Genomic DNA, 23,670 nt, shown 5'->3' on the forward strand with positions numbered 1-23,670 from the left:
TACTAAGGTGGAGTTACCTGTTTTGCCATGGATGAAATAATTAGTGAACATGAAGCGTTATGTGTGTTTATAAAGGCATGAAATACTGGTGTTTGAGGATAGGGGTGGCTACACTGTTGCTAACAGCGGCTGTAGGTTGTGGTATGGTAAAGTCGATGGGTAAAAATCCGGATGGTGAGGAGCTTGGCCGGTTAAAGGCATTGTCTAACTACAAAAATGGTAGTTTCGAAAATTTGGCCGAACGTTCTGACTCGACGGTAAAGAGTAAATGGCTTTTTTTACACAGCCGCCCTAAAACCATCCGCCCCTCTCATGCGTTGCCCTGGGTTAAAACTAATTTGAATACATTGGCCGCCCCGGCGCCAACCATCGTGTGGTTTGGGCATTCCTCCTTGCTCATCAAAACCGGGCAGGGCAATATACTCATCGATCCTATTTTTAGCAACCATGCCGGGCCGGTGCCCGGGCTGATTAAGGCATTTCAAGGCACTATGAATTATCACGCAGAGGATATGCCGCCAATTGATGTGCTGATCATTTCACATGATCACTACGATCACCTGGATTATCGTACCCTGAAAAAATTGAGAAACCATATTAAAATGGCAGTAGTGCCGATGGGAGTAGGTGCGGATTTGGTGTATTGGGGATTTGATCCCAAAAAGATCATCGAACTGAATTGGGGCCAGTCGGTTACGCTACCTGGTGGCCTACGTATTACCGCTACCCCGGCGCAGCACCGCAGTAACCGAAGTTACGCCAATGAAAACAAAACACTTTGGGCATCTTATGTGATACAGGCAAACCAGTACCGGCTGTTTTACAGTGGCGATAGTGGTTATGGTCCGCTGTTTAAACAAATAGGCCAGCAATACGGCCCATTTGATTTGGCGCTGCTGGAATGCGGACAGTACAGTCCGAATTGGCCATGGACACACCTGCAACTTGGGCAAACCGCACAGGCTGCCGTTGACTTGCAGGCTTGTTTGATACAACCTATCCATTGGGGCAAATTTGTCGAAGCCAATCACCCCTGGAACGAACCTATAGAAAAACTCCTGCCGGCTGCCGAAAAGCTGGGCGTCGAGGTAAACGTTCCGCGTATCGGGGAGCCTTATACTTTGGGCGATCCGCTACGGACCAAAGTATGGTGGGATTTTAATTAATTGGGGCGCTGATGACCTCACGGTAGCTTATGCCTCGGGAACCTGGCATGAGAGCTCCTACGGCTCATGCCGGACTTTGATTTTTTTAGCTTGCCAACCTTTTAAACTTCCGGAAGCATGCTCAATACCTCTCCCCTACCGAAAACAGCAAAGTCTATATTATGCATCAAACCGTAACAAAGATGAGCGAAATTAGGTGTGTACTTAGAGGAAATAACGAAACCCTTAAGTTGATTAATTAGCTATTAGAAAAGGAAATAATATCAAATTAATATACACTCTGCCTAATCATTAGTTAAATAAGAAGCGTATTTAAAAAGATGGTTCTTATCGAAATTTGAAATAAATTATCCTAAATCTATCGTTCCCGGTGTTTTGTTTACGCAAAGTTAAAAAACATGCGACACCTGTTATTTCAAAAGAAAAACATCAAAATTGGCTGTTTTCGCAAGCGTAGAAATACGCAATTTTTTATTTTTTTTTCAAGTGGTTATACGCTTGCTAATCAGCTAACAGCCAGCTACATTTATTAAAATTTTACAAGCAAAATTTTATAACTACCAAAAACCGAAAAACATCTAAATTTTGAATACATGAAAGCTCCTGGAGAATAAACAACTATCCCTCCGCTAAAAGCTTAGCGGTTTGAAAGAAACTCATCCACGTGCGCAGTATAGGAAATCAAGAAACAAACCCAGTTAAAGCAAAACGCTTTGTATCCGGTAAATATCCGGAAGAGCATATGCATTTTAAACCGGGCACAATTTTTACCTCCTTTATGTGTATTGGATAAAAGGTAACGACCAATTATTTATTCAAATAACATCATATAACTAATACTATAAGTTTCCAAAACAACTTCTGAGTGATTTGATCAGGCCATGAGTTTGAAGAAATTAATAGGTGCAAGGGCTGGCAGTTGGTTTCTCTTTAACTGCCGGGGTGGGAAAAATACCTAATTAAACTGAACTATTGTAAAGCTATTCTATTTTGATTTTTGGGGTATAAGGCCCCATTGGTCTGCTATGCATATGCAAATTTTTAAGGGGTTAGGTTTTAAGCTCTCACATATTTTATTTTAATAACCGGGGCCTGTAACAGCCCTATTTAAACTAAAAATCCACATTAATGATAAACGAAACTTTTAAGTTCCTTACCGAGGAATTGAACAAGTACTTAAGTCAAAAAATGAGTGTCATCACCGACCAGCGTGTGGTATGGGGCAATGTGGGCAAGGCATTGGATAATGATAGTGCAGGCCATAATTTGCTAAACGGCAAAGCTATTGTAAGCCTAATAAATGTAGAAGAAGACAGGGTTGCCAAACAGCAGGAAAACTTTATCAAAACGGATAGCGGCGTCACTTATAAAAATCCACCGCTTTACCTTAACCTTTATGTGTTAATTTCTGTTAACCGCGCCGATTACGGAGACGCTTTAAAATGGCTGGCTTTTATTATCCAGTTTTTTCAAAATCAAAACGTGTTTACACCAGGCAGCTATCCAAACCTTGATATCAGGATCCAAAGATTAATAGCCGACCTGTATACCGTAAATTTTGAACAGCTAAATCAGATCTGGAGTATCCTGGGAGGTAAATACTTACCATCGGTATTGTATAAAATCAGGCAGGTAACCATTGATGAAGATGCAATTGATTACGAAAGTGGCTTTATTAAACAAGTTGATATTAATGAAACAATAAAATTCCCTGTCTCATGAGTATAAACTACGAAATTGTTTTTACGGTGGAAATGCTGAACGATTATTTTTTCAGCCAGCAGTGTACCGCACTTGATATTGTTGCGGCAGATGATACTATTAATGTATTGAAAGGGCAGCAGATGCTTTGCAAAACAATTGGCAATAAATTTATAACTATCAATAAAATAGATGATACGGGCAAACCTTATGTAGCCCTCGATAAATCAAGAATATTGCGCTTCTACATCACCATCAATGATACCAATTTCATAAACTACAGTAATATCAATTATCAGCCCGCAGCTGCCGGCAAATATTATTTCACTAACATTAATCAAACCAAATTAGGTACTGTATTATATCTTCACCAGGCAATTGACAAGTATGATAATTCACAAACCTACGCTATAGGCAACTTAGCTGCTGATAACACAAATAATGTTTTTGAAGCCATAAAGGCCAACGATAGCGGCAACAAACACGCGTTAACCGAAACTGCCTATTGGCTACCGAAAGGAAAGGCGCAGTTTGTAAATAACAGAGACGGGCTACTGTTTACCGGCAGCAACTACACAGCAGCTGCCGCTTCGGCAACAGATTTTACTATAAATATTTACGGGCTTAAAACCAGCAACAATACGTACAGTGTTTTAATACGCACAGCAACGCAGCATTATGAATCGGCACAAACCTCGGTGCCGGTGGATTTGTCTGGCCTGCCTTTTGGGAAGTACAAAGTCTCGGTAAACACATCCGACAGCTTTATTTACTATGATGAGATAGCTGTAAAGCAAAATATTTTAGGTGTTATCGAAATCTTTAATCATTTACCGGCGGGTAATAGTTTTTCATTGTTTGACGCTTCGGGAGTGTCTAAACAAAGCAAATTCACCTTGCGCTTTGCAAACCGCAGCGCAGTTTGGCGGTATTATACCCGCACAACAGATGTAGATGTTATTAAAGATACGGCTTCGGTTTACACTTTTAATTCGGTTGCGGCAAGTAAGGTTTTTACATCCGCCGTTCCAATTCCATTAAAGGAGCGGCCTATTACAACCATATCGGCCCATGGTACTAAACTTGGCAATGTTACCCCGCTCGCCAACCCCGGGGTAAACCGGGTAAACCAAATTATGCAAAACGGAGAAATATATTACTGTATAGAAAAGCACTTAAATTTTTAAAAAAAGTAAAACTTAAATCAAATGGCAGCATCTTACAAAACACCGGGTGTCTATATCGAAGAGATATCAAAATTCCCGCCTTCGGTAGCGGAGGTTGACACAGCCATACCCGTATTTATAGGGTATACCCAGCAGGCTATAAAAAATGGCAACTCATTAACCAACATTCCAACTAAAATTTCGTCGCTACTGGAGTACGAGCAGCTTTTTGGAGTTGGCTTTGCCCCTCTTGAGGTTAAGGTAGTGCTTGATCAGAATAATAACTACGCATTAAAATCTATCGAGATTGATCAGGACAAGCGTTTTTATATGTATGATAGCGTGCATTTGTTTTACGATAACGGCGGCAACGAATGCTATATAGTTTCTGTTGGGCAATACACAACGGCTGGCAGTGTAAATGCCGTAAGCATAGCCAATATGAACACCGGCCTGGCTGCTGTTGAAAAGGAAGATGAACCTACTATAATACTTTTCCCCGATGCTTGCGCATTCAATACCGAATCTGATTTCTATGGCCTTCAGCAGGCAGCACTTATGCAATCTGCTAAGCTTCAGGATAGGGTATCGGTATTAGATTTATATGAACGAAAGGCCGTTGATATAAATACTCCCGTCGCCAATTTCAGAAGTTATGTTGGTATAAACAATTTAAGCTATGGCATGGCTTATACTCCCTGGATCTATTCCAGTTTTAATAAAGTCATAAATTACGATCAGTTTCATGATAGTGACACATCGGTTAGTCATTCCCACCACGGAGTTTTCCAGGCTGATGGAACTACAAAAATTACCAACCTGGCTACGCTAACTTCCGACAGTGGTTTAAACTCGTTAGTTACAACTTTGGAAAATGCGCTTGGAGATGTGGCGTTAATAAAAAGCAAAATAACGACATTGATAACACCGGCGGTTTCTTTAGATGACGCCTACAAAGCAAAAGTGAACACTTTGCTTACTTCATCAAGCGATGCGGAGATTAAGACAAATATGTTAGCCCTGTTTGCATTTGTCAAAAGCATTGTTCTTGGTGTGGAAAATGCATGGGACAGTAGTACTTATTTTAAAGGAGCGTTGTTAACCAATGATGTAAAATCGTACAGCGCGTCTGAAAATTTATGGCGGGGAGCAGTAAAAGCCTTGCTCGGTGTCGAAAAAAACGCTACCACTTTAGTACTTGATGCAGAAGCCAGTATTGACGCCAGCTATACTTTTAACACCGGGAGCACCTGGTTGGGTGCAGCTGTGGCCACCATCGGATCAAATAACTTTGATTATACATTAGCTGGTACGGCAACTAAAAAAGATGAAGTAACATTAATAGCGGGCGACGTTACCAAAGCTTTCAACAAGCTGTCGGCCTTTGTTAATACGGTACTTAGCGCAGCCAACAACTATGCATCAATAGCCCAGGATAATTTGTACAATAACCACCCAATTATAGGCAACATCGTAAATACCATTAAAAAAGAGCTGAACAGGATACCTCCAAGTGGTGCTGTTGCAGGTATTTATGCCCGTGTAGATGCTGCCAGAGGCGTATGGAAAGCCCCGGCAAATGAAAGTATCAACTCGGTAACAGGGCCTGTTTATGCAATCAGCAATGATGAGCAGGCTGACCTCAATATTGATCCTGTCGCCGGTAAATCAATAAATGCCATAAGGGCCTTTACAGGTAAAGGTATTTTGGTTTGGGGGGCACGCACACTGGCTGGCAACAGCAATGATTATCGCTACATAAGTGTACGCCGTTTTTTAGTAATGGTTGAAGAAAGCAGTAAAAATGCTGCAGGAGGTTTCGTGTTTGAACCGAATGACGCCAATACATGGGCAAAAGTACAGGGTATGCTCGAGAATTTCCTTACGCTGCAATGGCGTGCCGGTGCGCTACAGGGCGCTAAGCCAAGCGATGCATTCTTTGTATCGGTAGGCTTAAACAAAACCATGAGTGCACTTGATATACTTGAAGGCCGTATGATAGTTGAAATAGGTATGGCCATCGTACATCCGGCTGAGTTTATTATCCTCCGTTTTAGCCAGTTAATGGCCCAGAGTTAATAATTAATTCAGCCCAAACAAACAAAATTAAAAACCATTAAAACCTTTAAAAAATGGCATACCCTCTTACCAAGTTCCATTTCGTAATTGAATGGGGTGGATCACGCGTTGGCTTCACAGAAGCTACAGGCCTTGATAAACAAATAGAAATAATTGAATATCGCGAAGGCAATAGCCCTAACTATAATAAATCAAAAATGCCCGGGCTCCATAAGTTCAGCAACATCACCCTTAAACGGGGCACCATGGAGGGCGACAAAGACTTTTACCTGTGGATTAATACCGTTAACCTTAATAAGGTTGAAAGGCGTGACATTACCATAAGCTTGTTAAACGAATTGCACACACCGGTAATCAGCTGGAAAGTAATAAACGCTTTCCCGGTAAAAGTACAGGCAAGCGACCTTAAAGCAGATGGTAACGAAGTAGCGATAGAAACGCTTGAGTTGGCTCATGAAGGCTTTGATGTTCTGTTATAGTTAAACCAGCAAACGTATAACTATGGCGGTCAGCAGTTCAAATTCAACAAGCGCGGGTGGGTATTATCCGCCTGTAGGCTTCCATTTTAAGGTGGAGTTTGTTGGTATTGGTAATGATAACGATGTGCGTTTTCAATCGGTAGGCGGGCTTAGTGTTGAGTACGATTCAGAATCGTACAAAGAAGGAGGCGAAAACCGGTACGAGCATAAACTGCCTGTCAGGACCAAATATGCCGATCTGAGCCTTAAAAGGGGGATGCTGGTAAACAGCGCCGTGATTGACTGGTGTAAGAAAGCGTTCCAGGAGCGGAAATTCACAGTAGCACAGATCAACGTTACCTTGATGAACGAAGAACATCAGCCTTTAAAAACCTGGAATGTATTTGGGGCCTGGCCAAAAAAGTGGTCGGTATCTGACTTTAACGCCCAGGAAAACAGCCTGGTAATTGAAAGCCTGGATATAAGCTACAGTTATTTTACGGTTAATTAAATGAATTATGCCAATTGAGATAAGGGAATTAACTATAAAAGTAACGGTTGATCAGCCTAATCCGCAGGAAAAACAATCGACAGGAGGCGGCCAGGGCGAGGGCTCAAAGGACGATAAGGATGCCATATTGTCGCAATGCGTGGAGCAGGTGTTAAATATCATACAAAGCAAAAAGGAGCGCTAATTTTTAACAACGCCAGCAGTAATGGAAAAGGTAAATATAACAGCCTATAATAACGAGGATCTGGAAGAAAGTCACAAGGTGACCGATGCCGGGCCAAACCCTTTTGTGGCACTGATTAACCCGGAAACGTACGCCCTGGACTACGCTGTGGAATTTACCGAATCGCAGGGACATGGAACCAGCGCCGCCAAGCAAAAGTTCAATTTCAAGAAGCCCGAGGAAATGAGCTTCGAGTTTCTGTTTGATAATACCGGGATAATAGATAACAAACCCAAAGACAATATACAGGATGATGTAGAGACTTTTAAAAAACTGCTGCTTGAGCTTGACAGTGAAAGCCACGAGCCGCGTCATTTTAAAATTGTATGGGGTCCGTTTATGTTTAAAGGCAGATGTAAGGCGCTTACTATTACCTACAAACTGTTTAACGAAAAAGGGTTCCCGCTAAGGGCGGTATGCAAAACAACATTTAAGGGCAGTATTGAAGAAACTTTACGTGTAGCCAAAGAAAACAAGCATAGTCCCGATATAACTCATTATAGAATAGTAAAAAGCGGCGAAACTTTGCCCTGGCTTTGTTACCTGGTTTATGGCGACAGTAAATATTATTTACAGGTAGCCAATGTTAATAACCTTACAAATTTCAGGAATTTACAACAAGGCCAGCAGCTTTTTTTTCCGCCAATAGATAAAAATGTATTAAATGCCTAACGAAGGAATTATACCATCAGAAGGATCAAAAAGTGTATGCACCTATACATTGCTATCCAACGGAACGGCCCTGAGCAGTACGTACCACGTTCTTTCAATTACGGTGAGCAAAGAGGTTAACAGGATACCAACCGCTACCATAATTATAGCGGATGGTGAAGCGAGCAAACAAACTTTTGCCATTAGCAACACCGCTGATTTTGAGCCCGGTAAAGAAATTGAAATAAAAGCTGGATACAGCAGTAAAGAGGATACAATATTTAAAGGAATTGTAATTAAACACGGTATTAAGGTGCGTAAAAGCAGCAGCGTACTGGTGATAGAATGTAAAGATAAAGCCGTTAAAATGACCGTTACCTGTAAAAATAAATATTTTAAAGAGGTTAAAGACAGCGATGTTATTGAACAGCTGATTGACGGGTACGGGCTGGAAAAAGATGTAGCTGCCACAGATCTTAGCCATAAAGAACTGGTGCAGTACAACACAACTGATTGGGATTTTTTGATGTGCCGGGTTGATGTAAATGGTTTGCTGTGCATGCCTAACGATGGAAAGATAACCGTTGCTAAACCCGATTTTTCGGCAGCATCGGTACTAACAGTGCAATATGGAAGTACGGTGCATGATCTTGATGCCGAAATAGATGCAAGATTTCAGTTTAGTGGTGTAAAAGCAACAGGATGGAGCCAGAGCGATCAAAATGTTGAAACGGTTGATGCAGCAGATCCTTCGGTACCCGAAACAGGTAACCTATCTGCATCAACACTGGCAAATATTACCGGCACAGATGAATTTAAGCTGATTCATAGCGGCACCATGGTTGAACAGGAATTACAGCAATGGGCCAATGCTAAGCTACTTAAGCAGCGCATGGCCAAAATACGCGGCCGAATTACTACCGATGGCACTCCGGCTGTTACACCCGGTAAAATGATAAAGATAGATGGTGTTGGCGAGCGCTTTACCGGCAATATTTATGTAACAGCGGTAAGGCAGGAGATTCAAAAAGGGACCTGGCAAACATCTATGCAATTTGGCCTTGAGCCCGAATGGTTTGCACAAAGTTATGAAGTTGAACAGCCACTGGCGGGGGCATTATTACCTGCTATACAGGGCCTGCAAATAGGGATTGTAACCAAACTGGAAAGTGATCCTGATGGCGAACACCGGATACAGGTAAAAGTGCCTGTAATTGATGCTGCAGATGATGGGATCTGGAGCAGGGTGTGCACGCTGGATGCCGGAAAAAACAGGGGTACATTTTACCTGCCAGAGATTGGCGACGAGGTGATAGTAGGATTTATTAACAACGATCCTCGCCATGCAGTGATATTAGGAATGTTAAATAGTAGTAAAAATCCGGCGGCGCTAACAGCTGCCGACAAAAATGACGAAAAAGGTTATACCAGCCGTAGCGGTATGAAGATGATTTTTAACGATGATAAAAAATCAATTGACATTGAAACGCCTGCTGGTAATAAGTTCACGATAAGCGAAGACGAAAAATCCATGAAAATGGAAGATCAGAACGGGAACAAATTTACAATGGATCAGGATGGGATAACAATAGACAGCTACAAGGACCTGACCATCAAAGCAAAAAAGGAGCTAAATGTTTCAGGGCAAAATGCCACGGTGAAGGCCGATTCCCAGGCTACTTTTAAAGGAGGGTCGGCGGCGGAGTTTTCGTCGGGTGGTAGCACAGCTTTAAAAGGCAGTACAGTACAAATAAATTAAACAGTAAAAGGATGCCGGCAGCAGCAAGAGTAGGAGATATGCATACATGCCCGTTGGTAACGGGAGTGGTACCGCACGTGGGCGGACCGGTTTTACCACCGGGATGCCCAACGGTATTGATAGCCGGTATGCCGGCGGCGCGGGTTGGGGATATGCTTACCTGCACGGGCCCACCCGATACTATTTTGCAGGGGTCGGCAACGGTGACCATAGGGGGAATGCCGGCCGCAAGAATGGGTGACCCTACTGCACATGGCGGTGTGATCATATTAGGAGCGCCAACTGTAATTATTGGAGGATAAAATTAAAAAACTGAACCTTGGCAAAGCAAGCATTTACAAACAACGATTTTTTAGGCAAAGGCTGGAGCTTCCCGCCCACTTTTAACATCAACAGTAAAAGCGTGGAAGTAACAGAGAAGGAACTTGATATACAAAAAAGCCTTGAAATACTGCTAACGACTACGGTTGGTGAGCGGATTATGGAGCCCAAATATGGCTGTGATATGGTCGACCTGGTTTTTGAGCCGTTGAACACCACTGTAAAAACTATAATGATAGACAGGATACAAACAGCCATCCTTTATTTTGAGCCCAGGATAGACGCAAAAAATATAAGTATGGATATCCAGAATGACGCCGAAGGTATAGTGCTGATAGAGATTGACTACATCGTACGCAGCACTAACTCCAGGTTCAACTTTGTTTACCCTTATTATATTGACGAGGGGACCGAAATTCAAATTATAACAACAAATACACAGGTAGCCTAAACAACAAAAATATGGCCTGCAACGAATATAAAAATCCTTTACAGCGTGGTGGAACCGACCAGCAGCAACGCCAGCTTGCCGCGCTCAAAAGCGATTATGTATCGATAGATGAGCGCGATTACAAAGAATGGATAGTTTTTGCCAATCAGTTTGCCGGTTTTGTAAAATATTTTGATGTAAACAATAACCAAACTAATAACTGGCAGCCGTTTTTTAACTCAGATATCTCGGCCATATTAGGCACCGTGGCCATACAGGATATCAATGAGTACCGCCTTGCGATAAAGGAGAAATTTGATGCAATACATAACCCGGCAAATAAAACCCAAACCGACCTCTTAAGAACAAATTTAAACGCACTGTTCAGCGGTATTTTAAGCCTGACATTGGCGCTCGATAGCTACTGCATCCAGCTTCCGGAGAGCAGCCCATTAAAGGCTATCATTACCAATCTGATAAAAACAAAGCTCCAGGCGCCGTTTGCTTCTCTTTTAACTTTTTATAAATCGGCATATAACAGTAATCCCCTGTTAACGCTTGTAAAAGAGAGTGATAACAGTAAATGGACCATACTGAACCGCGGTGCTCAAAACCCACAGGCAATTTTAACTTCCGAAAGTGTATCGCCGCTTTGGCTTAACGGTAGCGCATCATTGCATGATCTTTATAACAGCTTAACACCAAATCCAAAGGTTTTTGGACCCGACCCGGCGGTTGAGAAGAAAATAATACACCTTTCGAGGCACAATTTGTTTACGGGCATTTTTGATACATACCTGCAAACCTACACCCGCATCATCAACGAGGCCGAAGGCCAGTTGCTGGTTACACTTACAAATGATAGCACGCATACCCCACATTATGCATTATTCATTACTTTTCTTAAGCTGTTTAAATATGCTAAACAAAGCCTTAACACGTTAACGCAACGGCATCTTGATTTTTATTATAAAGAAGTACTAAAGCTTACTCCTAAAAAAGCAAACCCCAGCCATGCCCATGTGATAATTGAACTTGCCAAACAGGTTGACGAATTTATGCTGGCCAAAGGCTCCGCTTTTAAAGCTGGAAAAGATGCCCTGGGAAAAGATGTAACCTTTACGCTTGACGCGGATACTGTATTTAATAAAGCGGGCGTAGCCAAATTGATGAGCATATATCGGGGCGATGATAAAGACAATATCGGTACGGTAATTAACAAAGGGCGCTGGTTTGCATCGCCGGTTGCCAACAGTGCCGATGGTTTGGGCGCCAAATTAAAAACATTGAATGGCGAATGGCATCCTTTTTACAATAAAGAATATTTTGATGGTGCGCTATCGGCTATCGATATGCCAAAAGCGCAAATAGGTTTTGCAATTGCCAGCCATTATTTGTTTTTGAACGAGGGACAACGGGAAGTTAATTTAAACCTGGAGTTTGCCGGTGCAAATCAATTTTTGCCTGTTAACACAGCGGTTGATTGTTATGTTACAACAGCGAAGGGATGGTACAAGGTGCCAGATACCTCTGTTAAAGTAATAAACAAGCAAAATAATAGCGCAGCAAAGGAATGCTCGGCTGTTTATTTCATTTTACAGGGAAACGACCCTGCGGTGGTTAACTATAACCCAAAGGTGCATGGGGGTACTTTTAAAAGCCTTTTCCCAATTTTAAAAGTTTATCTAAAAAATGAAGATGCTACTGCTTACCAATATGATGATTTGAAAGACCGGTCCTTAACATCGGTAGAGATAAACGTTTCTGTTGGAGGAAATGGCATTTCATTTAACCAAAATGGAATAAAACAGCTTCAAATATCAGGCGATAGCGGATTAATCGATTCATCAAAACCCTTTCAGCCATTTGGTGCTATCCCAAAACCGGGGGCATCATTTATTATCGGCAACCAGGAATTATTTACAAAAAAAGGCGCGGTAGTTTTAATGAATATAGAATGGGCAAATATGCCGGCCTCAGCTAAAATTTCGTATCCGTCAAGTAATTATTTGCCGGCTACCTACGTGCAATTTATAAAGAACGGAACGTGGGCACCCGATGGCAGCTCGACACCCAAAAAAAATTTATTGTTGTTTAGCTGGGGATCGTCTTCAAATCCTGTGCTTACTACTGCCTATGAGCGTTTTGCTTTGGATGACGGAACGGTTGTAAACTATACCGACTCCTATGAACCCTATGATACAAAAACCAACCAGGGCTTTTTAAAAATAACACTTGATGCGGACCTTGGGTTTGATACCTACCAGGCAGACCAGGTTACTTACCTTATTAAACTGGCTAATAAAACGTGGACATCTACTGATGGCGTTCCGTTCAAACCATATTCGCCTACCATCAAGTCAATTTATATCAGCTATAATGCGGTAACGAATTATAAAATAGGCACCAACGATCAAAAAGCTTTTGACGGCAGGGCTATTCAATACTACCACTTATCACCATTTGGCGAGGCCGAGCAAAGTAAAACGTTAAACCCTGATGAGAGCGTTTTCATGCTGCCTCAATTTAATCATGCAGAAGAAAACTCTCCGGCAGATGATGTAGCAGAATTTTTTATAGGCCTGGATAATTTAGCAGCCCAGCAAAGTGTAAACATACTTTTCCAGGTATTGGAAGGCACAAGCGATCCGGTGGTTTCCATTTATAAGAAACTGATTTCATGGAACTACCTGTCAAGCAACCAATGGAAAGCTTTTACCGATCAGCAGGTGGTAGATGGTACCGCTTATCTAAGGCAATCCGGCATAATTTCTTTCCAGATCCCCGAAGGGGCAACAACTGATAATACCATTATGCCTGCCGGTTATTTGTGGATAAAGGCATCTATATCCATACCAACGGATCCCGCTGCCCCGGCAGGCTCCAATAAGCCAGGCGCGGTGTGTAAACTGCTGAATGTATTGGCACAAGCAGCACAGGTTACCTTTGCCGATAATGGGAACGATCCGGCGTTTTTAAGCACCGCCTTACCCGGTAACACCATAAGTAAACTGGCCAACGCGCAAACAGCTATAAAAAAAATAACGCAGCCATATCCGTCGTTTGAGGGTAAGCCTGTTGAAGACAACACGCATTTTTATGTGCGTGCGAGCGAAAGACTACGCCATAAGGACCGCGCAATTACCATATGGGATTACGAACGCTTAGTGCTGGAAGCCTTCCCCGAAATACACCGGGTTAAGTGCCTTAATCATACCAAATATGAAAACGGCAAACTGTATGAAGATGCACCGGGATATGTTACCGTAATTACCATACCCGACCTGACTAATCATAACGAAATAAATCCGTTAAGGCCCTACACTAATGCCGATACTATTACGCAAATACAGGCGTACCTGCAGCAACGGATTTCGTGCCAGGTTAACCTGAATGTTAACAACCCCATTTTTGAAGAGGTGCAACTTGTATTCAAGTTGAAATTATATGAGGGGCGCGATTACAGTTATTACAGCAAATTACTTAAGGACAGTATTACCAGGTACCTGAGCCCATGGGCGTATGGGCAGGCCGACGATGTACAGTTTGGTGGCAAAATTGAAAAATCGGTATTGATCAATTTTATTGAAGCACAATATTATGTCGATTATATAACCGATGTACAGCTATTCCTGCTCGGCAGCGATCCGAATGTTATGCCGCAGGACCAGGAAGAAATCGAGGCAACAACATCCATATCCATCCTGGTTTCTGTACCGGCCGATAAGCACAATATAACAGAAATACCCGATGTGGCAGCAGCCCAGAACAATTCAAAGTGCGCAGACCCTTTTAATATGATAAGCATATAACTATATCAACCAATTGAGATGGCAGATAATGTAACCATATATAAAAATCCAAAAACGCCCCCGGCAGAGGATTACAACTATCTGCGGGCGCAGGGAATGGACTATATTGAGGCCCTGGGCAATAAATTGTGGACAGATTACAATATTCACGATCCGGGTATCACTATACTCGAAGCATTATGTTATGCCATAACCGACCTTGGTTACCGCTCGTCATTTGATATAAAAGATATTTTAGCATTACCTCCTAAACAGGCCCCCGATCCTGATTTGCAGGCATTTTACACCGCCAAAAACATATTAACTGTAAATCCCTGGACAACAAACGATTATCGCAAACTGATTATTGATGTTAATGGCGTAAAAAATGCCTGGCTGCACTGCCTTAAATGCCCATGCGATATATTTTTATACGCCAATTGCCTAAAAAGTGAGTTACAATATAGTGCAACCGAACATCCCATTATAATAAAGGGGATGTACGATGTAAAGGTTGAGTTTGAGGATGATGTTACCGCAGGCGATTTAAACAGCGGTAAAATTTTACACCCCTTTAGTTTTATAAGCGATGTGGTTAATAATATCACCTCATCAGCAGTAATTGAAATGCGTTTGCCATCTTTTAAAAGCCTGGAGGATGACGATACGGCAATGACATTTTTTACTGTGCCTGCAGGTGATGTTCAAAGCGTGGATACCAAGTTTATATCGGGCAATAAAGGCGACAATACCGATATTCCGCAATCCGACCTGGGAAAGGGACTGCGCAATCCGCTGTTTGCTACATTTAATATTACGCTTGATCCTGCAAAGGTAACCTTACCTGGCGGCAATCAAAGGCTGATGGAAGACGTGCCGTTTACTATTTGGTTTAACAGTGATGCCGACAGAAAAGCGATACAACTGGCTGATATTAAAACTGCCATAAATGATATTGCCGACCAGGGCATTATTCCCAATTATTATGGTAAGGTTAAAGCTGCTGCTGTTATCATAAAAAACGTGCGCGATACGTTGATGGCGCATAGAAATCTTTGTGAGGATTATTGCACCATTACAGCCGTCGAAACTGAAGATGTAGCTGTTTGTGCCGATTTGGATGTAAGCCCCGAAAGCGATATTGAGCAGGTTTTAGCACAGGCATATTTTCTCATCGATCAATATTTTAGCCCTGATGTTGATTTTTATTCACTCGCCGAAATGGTGAAAGCCGGTTTTTCGGTGGATGAAATATTTAACGGCCCGGCGTTAAACAGCGGGTTTATAAAAGATGAGCAATTACTGGCCGCGCAATTAAAAACCGAATTACACACGTCGGATATTTATGCCATACTCATGAATATTCCCGGCGTACTGGCGGTACGCGGTTTAATATTGTCGCCTTATGATAGCGAAGGCCACCGGTTAAAAGGCGAAGCATGGGTTTTGCCTGTGGAGCCCGGTAAACAGGCGCGGCTGTATATTAATGGCAGTAAATTCCTGGTGTTTAAAAATGGCCTGCCCTTTTTGCCGGATAAGGCCGAATTAAATGATACGCTTAACGTAATTAAAGGTAACAATATACGGCCCAAATTTTCCGCCGGCGATAATCTTATACCGGTACCGGTGGGATCATATTACGAACTAACAGATTATTACCCTGTACAATATTCGCTGCCGCTTACTTATGGTGTTGGTTATTTTGGCCTGCCGCAAAATGTAACTAACCAGCGCAAAGCCCAGGCAAAACAACTTAAGGCTTATTTACTTTTTTATGAGCAATTACTTGCCGGCTACCTGGAGCAGCTAAGCCACGTGAAAGACCTGTTTTCGTTAAGTACGGCAATCAACAAAACTTATTACAGCCACAAACTGGATAACTCTATAATAAAAGACATTGAAGATGTATTTACCATATCAGAAACCGATCTGCAATCTATCAGCGAAAGCCAAACCACTTTTTTAGATAGGCGGAACCGTTTTTTGGATCACCTTATGGCGCGTTTTGGCGAGCAGTTTAATGACTACGCCTTAATGCTGTACAGCTACAGCGACAGTAAAAAAATTGCCGACGAGATATTAATTAAGGATAAGATAGCCTTTATAAAAGATATACCCTTTGCAGGCAGTAATCGTGCAAAAGCCTATAATTATAAGGATGCATCAAATATTTGCAGCGACAACAACATAGCCGGTATTAAAAAACGCATTGAGCAGGTTTTAGGGCTTAAGCAGTTTGACGATTATGTGGATATAACCGATGTCACTGATACATCGGGCAATGCCACAGCGCGTTATTGGAATATTACTGACGATAATGGTACAGCATGGTTGTTAAGCAACAAAAACTATCTTAATTATACCCCCGAAGATGCCAGGGTAACGGCGAAATGTGATGCCAATAATTTATTAAATCTCCTTACTGATGTCTCAAAATACGATGTAAAGAAAGACACAGAATGGCATGTGATAGTTAAAAACGGCGCCAGCCAGGTCGTAGCTGTAAGCGCAGCATCCTTTGCCAAAAAAGTTGACGCCACTGCTCACATAAATAAAATTGTAGCTTTTATAAAGGGCGTAGCTGAGGCCAACAAGATTTTTATTGTGGAGCATTTACTGCTAAGGCCACGCAATTTACCGGGAGGGCTCATCCCTGCCGGCGATGCTTTATTACCCATCTGTATTACTGCCGATTGCAATGTTTGCGGCGATGAAGATCCATATAGCTTCCGCTTAACTGTTGTAATGAATGGGTCGAACGGGCTTACAAATGAAGGCCTGCAATTCCGCCGGTTTGCCGAAAACGCCATACGGATGGAGATACCGGCCCATTTAGGCATTAAAATTTGCTGGGTTTCAACCGCCCAATTGCAAACCTTTGAAACATTGTACTGCGGCTGGGAAAATGAACTTGCAAAAGCCACTCCTGATGCTGTGCAGCTAAGTAATAAGCTAAAAAGCTTATTAGATGAATTTAGCCAGTTAAAAAATATTTATCCTAAAGCCTCATTGCACGATTGTGTGGACGGAGACGATCAAAACCGTGTTTATTTAAACAAAACTGTTATTTAATTTAAAAATAATTTGTCATGCAGCCAACGCAATTTAACTATCCTGAGTTTGTACCAGATCAAATACTCACGAGCAGTAACCTCAACGATATGTTTAACTATCTTGACGAGCAGGATAGGTTAACGCGGACAAACCTTATTGGAGTAGGCATTGTATGCGGTTTGGAGGTATCGTTAAACGCGAGTTATACCCAGCTTACCATAAGCGCCGGTTGTGGTATAACATCAGGAGGGTATTTGATCACTTTCCCTAAAACAACATTTACACAATATAACGACTATAACGCCCTTAAGCCGCTTTATTACGAAAAGTTTGTTGATGGCGTAAGCAAAACCCAACGCTATAAGCTGGCCCAGCTTTTTGAAACTGCAGTGGTTGAAGGCGCGACCCCATTGAGTAAAGACTACCTGAAAGATAAAGTAGTGATGCTTTATGTTGAGCTTTTGGAAGATCAGGCAAAAAATTGCGATCCTGGAAGCTGTGATGACAAAGGGAAAAATATCGACATCACTTTCAGGCCCTTACTAATCAGCATCGACGATGCTGCAAAACTTAAAACCGCCGGTGCCGATTACGGAGATTCCGGCACCGCCTATAAAACGCTGCCCAAACTAAAAATGCCGCGATATAACGTACCCGCTACCCTACTACAGTCAACCGCCCAGGTACTTGATGTTTATCGTAAAATATTATCAACCTCGTTTATTGATAACGTTCAAAATGCGTTAACCCAAACCTATAATAACCTGCAGCCGGTTATTAAAGATATCTATCCAACTAATCCGTTTGCTCAATTGAGCTCAAATATGGCATTCCTCAACAACGGAAGCTTAACCGAATTGGAGGCCATCAACTATCAATATTACTATGATCTTTTCAGCGACGTTGAACTGGCATACAGCGAACTCCGGGAAACCGGTATCGAAGCGCTGAGTTTGTGCTGCCCCGATGCCAACCTGTTCAGGCTCCATTTACTGTTGGGCAATGTCATTCAGGATAATGCTAATCCGCCGCTTGTTAACAGGCAATATTTTATCCCATCGCCGGTGATGGAGTGCCATTGCAAGCAAACCAACCGGCTGCGCTGGTTATTTAAACGCATCCAGCTTTTGCTGCAAAACTTCTACGCCGCGTATGGTGTTACGGGCAACTTCGGCGATTTGTACACGCCAGAACAATTAAAAGCACGCCAGTTAAATAACAACATCAGGATAACGCCGAGCAGCCTGGGGAAATATCCTTTGGCAAAAAAGGCTATCCCGTTTTATTATATGCCGGTTGAGGGCACAGGTTCCCTGGTTGATAATTGGGATATTGAAAAAACGGCCGATGGAGAGGCCGATCAAAACTTATCATATAATTCCAACTTATATGCCACAGACGATTACGTACTGAACCCGCTTAATTATGACCTGGAACCCTATAATTTTTTACGGGTAGAAGGCCATATAGGGATGAATTATACAACAGCATTAAAAAGCATAGTAGGCCTAAGAAATAAAAACCGCCTTCCTTTTGATGTAGTAGCCCTTGGTACCGACCTGGAATCGCTCAAAACTGCGCTGGCCGACCTGGGCAAAACCAGTACTGTTGCCGCGCTTGTTGAAAAATATGCCGACCGGATAAAAACGCCATGCCAGTTCCAGGATATCGATACCCTTTATGATACCCTTATAGCCGAAATTACTTGTCAGCTGTGCCGTACGATGCTGTATTTTTACCAGCTTAACGAGCCCGGCACTACCGGCGATACCCTCCTTTCAAAAGTGCCGCTGGTACTTAAATGCAATCCCGGGTATTATGTACAGCCTGCTACATTTGGTTTTTTCTTCGAAAAATTCTACGCCAATTATAAAAAGGATGGTATCGCATTTATGTACCGCTCTTTTGATAAGCAGGGTTTTACACCTATCAACATATATTTCTTTTTCCTGCTTTATATCGAGCAGTTCTTTGAAACATTCACCTCATCATTAGGCAACTTCAACTTCGCTGCTTTTACAGAGGCCTATAAAAGGATGATCTCGATAGCTACCGATATCAAAGATACTCTTAGCAACCAAACGGAAAACGACAGTGTTAGCCTTGAAACGTTGGAGCAGCTTAAAAAGCTGATAGGAATGTGCGTTCAAAAGCCGATTGAAGCACTTTATAAGGATTATCTTTTACGTTGGGTGCACATTATGATGCTGCAAAAGTTTGGGTATTTTGCGCGTAAACATCCCGGCATACAGCATAAAGCCGGGGTACCCATGGGCGGTACCTTTGTAATGGTTTATCATGAAGTACCAGTTCCTGATCCAACTACAAACAATGCGGCCACTCTCGCTAATGCTGCCAGGGAACAAGCCGCTGATGCGGTGCTTGCAAAAGCCAACCAGAGCCCGCAGGAAGTTTTAAAGCTTTTTGGTCTTGCTGCACCCAATATTCAGCAACCACCGGCAGCTCCACAGGCGGGCGCCCCAATTAATATGGAAGAAGCCACCGGTGGTAAAGTGATTGCCGACGCGCCAAAATTTCAAGGTGGTTTTGAAATTAATGCGCCTGAATACACCGGACCGGCGTCGCACTTTGATGATATTAATGCATTTAAAACCGAAAACCAGGCAGAACTTGATGAACTTGGAATATTGTTGCAAGGTATAAATGCAACACAAAGCCCATTGGCAGATGCGGTAGCCGAAATAGGGAATGGTATAGTGATAGCCGATTTTTACCTGCCGTATATGTGTTGCTCCGACTGTCCGCCAATACAATTTACCGTTAACGAAGTTGCCGAACCGCTTACCACAGCTGTTCCGCCCGGCGTTTTCTGCGGAGCAGACGACAAAACTTATGATATTAAGGTTACACCCGATGGTGGCGAAATAACGGGCGAAGGAACCTCTAAAACTGCTGAGGGTAAATTTGTGTTTACCCCATCGGTTATTACGTTTGCTGCTGCAGATAAAGCACGAGACATTACTTTAACGTATAAGGCTTTCGGCCAAAGTATTACAACAAAAGTAACTGTTTATCAAAAACCAGTAGCTGATTTTGATGCGGTGCCTATAGAAGGAGAAACAACCGTTACTATTACCAATAAATCATCTGCTTTTGCTGATAAATATTCATGGGATTTTGGAGACAACCAGGCATCCCTTGATAAAGATCCGGCACCGCATAACTATACTTCTGATGGTGCGTTTACTATCACACTTTCGATATCAAATAATAACATTTGTAACGATAAAATATCTAAAGAAGTCACAATCAATACTCCTGATGTAACCATCAGTATGAGTAAGTCTGTCTTTTGCAGTAATGATGATACACCCTACCAAATATCAGTTGCTCCGGACGGAGCAACAGTTGATGGCGAAGGAGCTGTAGATCAGGGAGGAGGAAATTTTGTATTTGCAGCAAATAAAGTTGCGATGAACGGGGCTGCAAGTAAAAAAATTACACTTACTGCCCATAAAGGAACAAAAAATAAACAACTTGATATAACCGTATATCAGCAGCCGACAGCCGATTTTGCAATTGTGCCGCAAACAGATAAACCAGGCACTGTTGCATTTATCAATAAGTCGCCAGCGTACGTTACCGGCTATCAGTGGACTTTTGGCGACTTGACACCGGCATCTACCGATGCAACACCGCCACCGCACACTTATACAACCGAAGGCGATTACCCAATAACCCTGGAGGTTTATAACAGCGATTGTAAAGGTATTCCAAAGACTATTAATTATAACGTTCAATTACCCAAGCCCGAGATTGATATAATTCCTAAATTATTCTGTATCCAGGATACTAAACCTTACCCAATCTCAGTAGGCGCAGATGGTGGCACGGTGACCGGCGACGGTGTAAACCAGCTCGCAGACGGTTCTTATATATTTACGCCGTCTTCTGTTCCGGTGTTTCCAGGCGTAACAAGGCCAGTAATTTTTACAAATACGTTAAATGGAGTGCAAAAAACCGTTGAGGTAACACTGTACAGCGCACCAATTGTCAAATTTTCAACAGCGCCGGGCGGTGATTCTCCTTTTAGTGTTCAGTTTATAAATGAAACTGAAAATGCTGATAAATTTCAATGGATATTTGATACACAGGGCACATCTGACGAGAGAGACCCAATCAAGACATTTAGCTTGGCGGGAACCATTAATGTTACTCTGCGGGCATCAAACGCCGACATGTGTAAAGGCTTTATAACACAGCCTGTTATTGTAGGACAGCAGCTAATTACCAAAACTTGCCTGCCGGTAGCCGGTATTTTAGAGCAGTTTAACGGACTGAAAGAAATAGACACAAAAAACTATTCGGCTTTTGTAAGGGCCTTCCCGGTATTAACTACCGAATTGAAGCCGTTTTTTGAAAGCCTTAGCGGCGCAGATGGATTGAGCATGGAGGACCAGGTAGCCTTATTTAAAAAGCGCAAAGCTACAGACCTGATACCTAAATGGATAGACATGCTTACCAAATTGCTTGAAAAAAACATCGCGCTTGCCGGGTTAACAGCAGCCTTGGTGAAAATACTATCACAGCTGATAGAACATATCGCCTGTATTCAGCCTGATGACATCAGCAAAGCCAAAGTTCCAATGGCCGATGCATTAAATACCCTCGGCGCTTTTTGCGAAGCGTTTTTAGCGATGGTTAAAAAAGCAACAGCAGACCAGAAGCAACAATTGGCTATCGCCATTAGCCAAATGAATAAGTTGGACGATGGCCTCAAAGAAGAAATACAGCGGGTTGCGTCAAACAACGAAAACACAACTAAAACTAATTATGTGGCCGTATTAAAGAAAATCATTAAACTGTTTGTAGCATAAAAAATGTATTGACTTTCTATGTTTTTAGAAACTGAAAATAACATTGGTAATCTTTCATTTCAATTGCAGTATAACGGCAACGTGGATGGTATTGCAATAAAAAAAACAACGGAGGATATAGTTGAGCACAATTTTTTACCTGCGCTGGAAAGTTTGCTGGATAAGCACAGTCCGCCACAAAATGTTGTTTCAATAGATAAACTAATTTGCGAAATTAATATTGGTGCCAGCGACCTAAATGATGGGCTCACCGGTAAAATAATGCTGCAACTGGAAAAATTGCTGCTGGAAAAGCTTGCTTTGGTTAATGACACTGAACAACCACCAACTATTGAAAAGCGTTTTGCCGAAACTTTGTTGTATTACCTGGAGAACGGGTATTTGCCGTGGTGGGCGGCAATAAGCACCAGGCAACAGCTTAATGAACTGATAATAAGACAGGTTAAAAGTGAAATTCCTGGTAGTATGGCGGATGCCTTGCTGATCTTATTAAAACGCGAAACAGTTGTGGCCCGCATATGTAATGATTTTGAAGACGCTACTTTTTGGAACTTTTTTAAATTGTTGCCGGGGTGGGTTGATAATTCCATTACCACAGCCTGGCAAAAGGATTATTTCACTTTTATTGCTGGCGAAAAACCAGCCTTTGATAAACGCCAAACCTCTTTTTTGTATAAAAAAAGTCTTTTGAAAAGCCTATCGTTTTATAAAGCTACCCAATTGGCATTTAATCTTATCGGGATAAACAAGCAATTTGTAAGTTCTTTTACAGCCGGGGTTTGGCTGCACTTTATTTCATTCGATAAAAACTTCGCGGCAGATGCTGCGAAATTGATCAACAAAATAAAAAATGAAGAGCTGAAAACAACGTTGGCATTGACTGGCAACCAGGATAGTAGCACAAATGAAAAAAATTTACAAACAACAGAAGCAGGAAAACCAGATAACGCAAAGGAAAAAGCAGAAGAAGCAGAAAACACTCCAATTAAGGATGCTATCTATATCAACAATAGCGGCCTTGTAATTATTGCGCCTTATTTAGGCATGTTTTTCAGAAAAGCAGGTATTGTAGAGGACGATAAAATAACTGATTTAACCAAAGCAATTACCCTGTTAAATTATATCAGCAAAGGTTTTGATGCGTTTGCCGAATTCGAAATTGTTTTGCCAAAACTGCTTTGCGGTCTCGACGTGAAAGATGCACTTAAATACCGGTATATGGTTACCGCCGACGATGTTGCAATGATAGATGAGTTGCTTAGCTCCATTGTAGCTAACTGGCCGATCTTGAAAAACACGTCGAATGACACCTTGCGCAGCACATTTTTACTGCGCGATGGAAAGCTTACTTTTAAAGATAATGGCCCGCGCCTTAAAGTACAGCAAAACTCCCTGGATGTTTTACTGGAACATCTTCCCTGGAATATCAGTATGGTAAAGCTGCCCTGGATGAAAAATATATTATATGTTGAGTGGGTATAAATTAATCTTATTAGTAAATCGAAAAAGGACATAACAATTG

The 23,670-nt window shown here is 42.1% G+C and carries 15 protein-coding genes; all 15 read left to right on the forward strand.

All coding sequences use genetic code 11. The annotated features are described in order from the left end of the window. Positions 1-77: 77 nt before the first annotated feature. The 15 genes from PQ469_RS27320 to PQ469_RS27390 all read left to right on the forward strand — a co-directional run bounded on the left by PQ469_RS27320 (position 78) and on the right by PQ469_RS27390 (position 23,630). A complete protein-coding gene (locus PQ469_RS27320; RefSeq protein WP_274210510.1) occupies positions 78-1,166 on the forward strand; it encodes an MBL fold metallo-hydrolase in 1,089 nt (362 codons plus the stop codon). Between the two features lie 1,128 nt (positions 1,167-2,294). After that, positions 2,295-2,888 (forward strand): Pvc16 family protein, encoded by a 594-nt coding sequence (locus PQ469_RS27325; RefSeq protein ID WP_090639790.1) that lies wholly within the window; start codon positions 2,295-2,297, stop codon positions 2,886-2,888. Beyond that, positions 2,885-4,054: a hypothetical protein gene (locus tag PQ469_RS27330; protein WP_274210511.1), complete on the forward strand. Its 1,170-nt coding sequence runs from the start codon at positions 2,885-2,887 to the stop codon at positions 4,052-4,054. The genes PQ469_RS27325 and PQ469_RS27330 overlap by 4 nt, the downstream gene beginning before the upstream one ends. Positions 4,055-4,075: 21 nt before the next feature. Then, positions 4,076-6,112 (forward strand): phage tail sheath family protein, encoded by a 2,037-nt coding sequence (locus PQ469_RS27335; protein ID WP_274210512.1) that lies wholly within the window; start codon positions 4,076-4,078, stop codon positions 6,110-6,112. Positions 6,113-6,165: 53 nt separating this feature from the next. Next, entirely contained in the window at positions 6,166-6,591 is a 426-nt protein-coding gene (locus PQ469_RS27340) for a phage tail protein (RefSeq protein ID WP_090639777.1), read from the forward strand. A 22-nt stretch (positions 6,592-6,613) separates the two neighbouring features. Beyond that, positions 6,614-7,081 carry a phage tail protein gene (locus PQ469_RS27345; RefSeq protein ID WP_090639768.1) on the forward strand — a complete coding sequence of 156 codons (468 nt, stop codon included), beginning with the start codon at positions 6,614-6,616 and terminating at the stop codon, positions 7,079-7,081. 7 nt (positions 7,082-7,088) lie between these two features. Next, complete coding sequence (locus PQ469_RS27350) at positions 7,089-7,265, forward strand: DUF5908 family protein (RefSeq protein WP_274210513.1); 177 nt, start codon at positions 7,089-7,091, stop codon at positions 7,263-7,265. 21 nt (positions 7,266-7,286) lie between these two features. Continuing rightward, positions 7,287-7,976: a CIS tube protein gene (locus tag PQ469_RS27355; RefSeq protein WP_090639763.1), complete on the forward strand. Its 690-nt coding sequence runs from the start codon at positions 7,287-7,289 to the stop codon at positions 7,974-7,976. Further along, a complete protein-coding gene (gene vgrG, locus PQ469_RS27360; RefSeq protein ID WP_274210514.1) occupies positions 7,969-9,714 on the forward strand; it encodes a type VI secretion system tip protein VgrG in 1,746 nt (581 codons plus the stop codon). The genes PQ469_RS27355 and vgrG overlap by 8 nt, the downstream gene beginning before the upstream one ends. Positions 9,715-9,725: 11 nt before the next feature. After that, complete coding sequence (locus PQ469_RS27365) at positions 9,726-10,016, forward strand: PAAR domain-containing protein (RefSeq protein WP_090639754.1); 291 nt, start codon at positions 9,726-9,728, stop codon at positions 10,014-10,016. Positions 10,017-10,033: 17 nt separating this feature from the next. Then, a complete protein-coding gene (locus tag PQ469_RS27370; protein ID WP_090639751.1) occupies positions 10,034-10,486 on the forward strand; it encodes a GPW/gp25 family protein in 453 nt (150 codons plus the stop codon). 11 nt (positions 10,487-10,497) lie between these two features. Further along, positions 10,498-14,277: a baseplate J/gp47 family protein gene (locus PQ469_RS27375; RefSeq protein WP_274210515.1), complete on the forward strand. Its 3,780-nt coding sequence runs from the start codon at positions 10,498-10,500 to the stop codon at positions 14,275-14,277. 18 nt (positions 14,278-14,295) lie between these two features. Further along, positions 14,296-17,328, forward strand: a complete 3,033-nt coding sequence (locus tag PQ469_RS27380; RefSeq protein WP_274210516.1) for a baseplate wedge protein — start codon at positions 14,296-14,298, stop codon at positions 17,326-17,328. 17 nt (positions 17,329-17,345) lie between these two features. Continuing rightward, positions 17,346-22,148, forward strand: a complete 4,803-nt coding sequence (locus PQ469_RS27385) for a PKD domain-containing protein (RefSeq protein ID WP_274210517.1) — start codon at positions 17,346-17,348, stop codon at positions 22,146-22,148. An 18-nt stretch (positions 22,149-22,166) separates the two neighbouring features. Then, positions 22,167-23,630 carry a contractile injection system tape measure protein gene (locus PQ469_RS27390; RefSeq protein ID WP_274210518.1) on the forward strand — a complete coding sequence of 488 codons (1,464 nt, stop codon included), beginning with the start codon at positions 22,167-22,169 and terminating at the stop codon, positions 23,628-23,630. The last annotated feature ends 40 nt before the right edge of the window (positions 23,631-23,670 follow it).

The organism is Mucilaginibacter sp. KACC 22773 (genome assembly GCF_028736215.1).
In the GTDB taxonomy this organism is placed as follows: Bacteria; Bacteroidota; Bacteroidia; order Sphingobacteriales; family Sphingobacteriaceae; genus Mucilaginibacter.

Excerpts from the sequence above, each read along its gene's own strand:
- PQ469_RS27320 (WP_274210510.1), top strand. The coding sequence starts at position 78 with ATGAAATACTGGTGTTTGAGGATAGGGGTGGCTACACTGTTGCTAACA.
- PQ469_RS27340 (WP_090639777.1), top strand. The coding sequence starts at position 6,166 with ATGGCATACCCTCTTACCAAGTTCCATTTCGTAATTGAATGGGGTGGA.
- PQ469_RS27390 (WP_274210518.1), top strand. The coding sequence starts at position 22,167 with ATGTTTTTAGAAACTGAAAATAACATTGGTAATCTTTCATTTCAATTG.
- vgrG (WP_274210514.1), top strand. The coding sequence starts at position 7,969 with ATGCCTAACGAAGGAATTATACCATCAGAAGGATCAAAAAGTGTATGC.
- PQ469_RS27385 (WP_274210517.1), top strand. The coding sequence starts at position 17,346 with ATGCAGCCAACGCAATTTAACTATCCTGAGTTTGTACCAGATCAAATA.
- PQ469_RS27330 (WP_274210511.1), top strand. The coding sequence starts at position 2,885 with ATGAGTATAAACTACGAAATTGTTTTTACGGTGGAAATGCTGAACGAT.
- PQ469_RS27380 (WP_274210516.1), top strand. The coding sequence starts at position 14,296 with ATGGCAGATAATGTAACCATATATAAAAATCCAAAAACGCCCCCGGCA.
- PQ469_RS27375 (WP_274210515.1), top strand. The coding sequence starts at position 10,498 with ATGGCCTGCAACGAATATAAAAATCCTTTACAGCGTGGTGGAACCGAC.
- PQ469_RS27345 (WP_090639768.1), top strand. The coding sequence starts at position 6,614 with ATGGCGGTCAGCAGTTCAAATTCAACAAGCGCGGGTGGGTATTATCCG.
- PQ469_RS27335 (WP_274210512.1), top strand. The coding sequence starts at position 4,076 with ATGGCAGCATCTTACAAAACACCGGGTGTCTATATCGAAGAGATATCA.
- PQ469_RS27365 (WP_090639754.1), top strand. The coding sequence starts at position 9,726 with ATGCCGGCAGCAGCAAGAGTAGGAGATATGCATACATGCCCGTTGGTA.
- PQ469_RS27355 (WP_090639763.1), top strand. The coding sequence starts at position 7,287 with ATGGAAAAGGTAAATATAACAGCCTATAATAACGAGGATCTGGAAGAA.
- PQ469_RS27325 (WP_090639790.1), top strand. The coding sequence starts at position 2,295 with ATGATAAACGAAACTTTTAAGTTCCTTACCGAGGAATTGAACAAGTAC.
- PQ469_RS27350 (WP_274210513.1), top strand. The coding sequence starts at position 7,089 with ATGCCAATTGAGATAAGGGAATTAACTATAAAAGTAACGGTTGATCAG.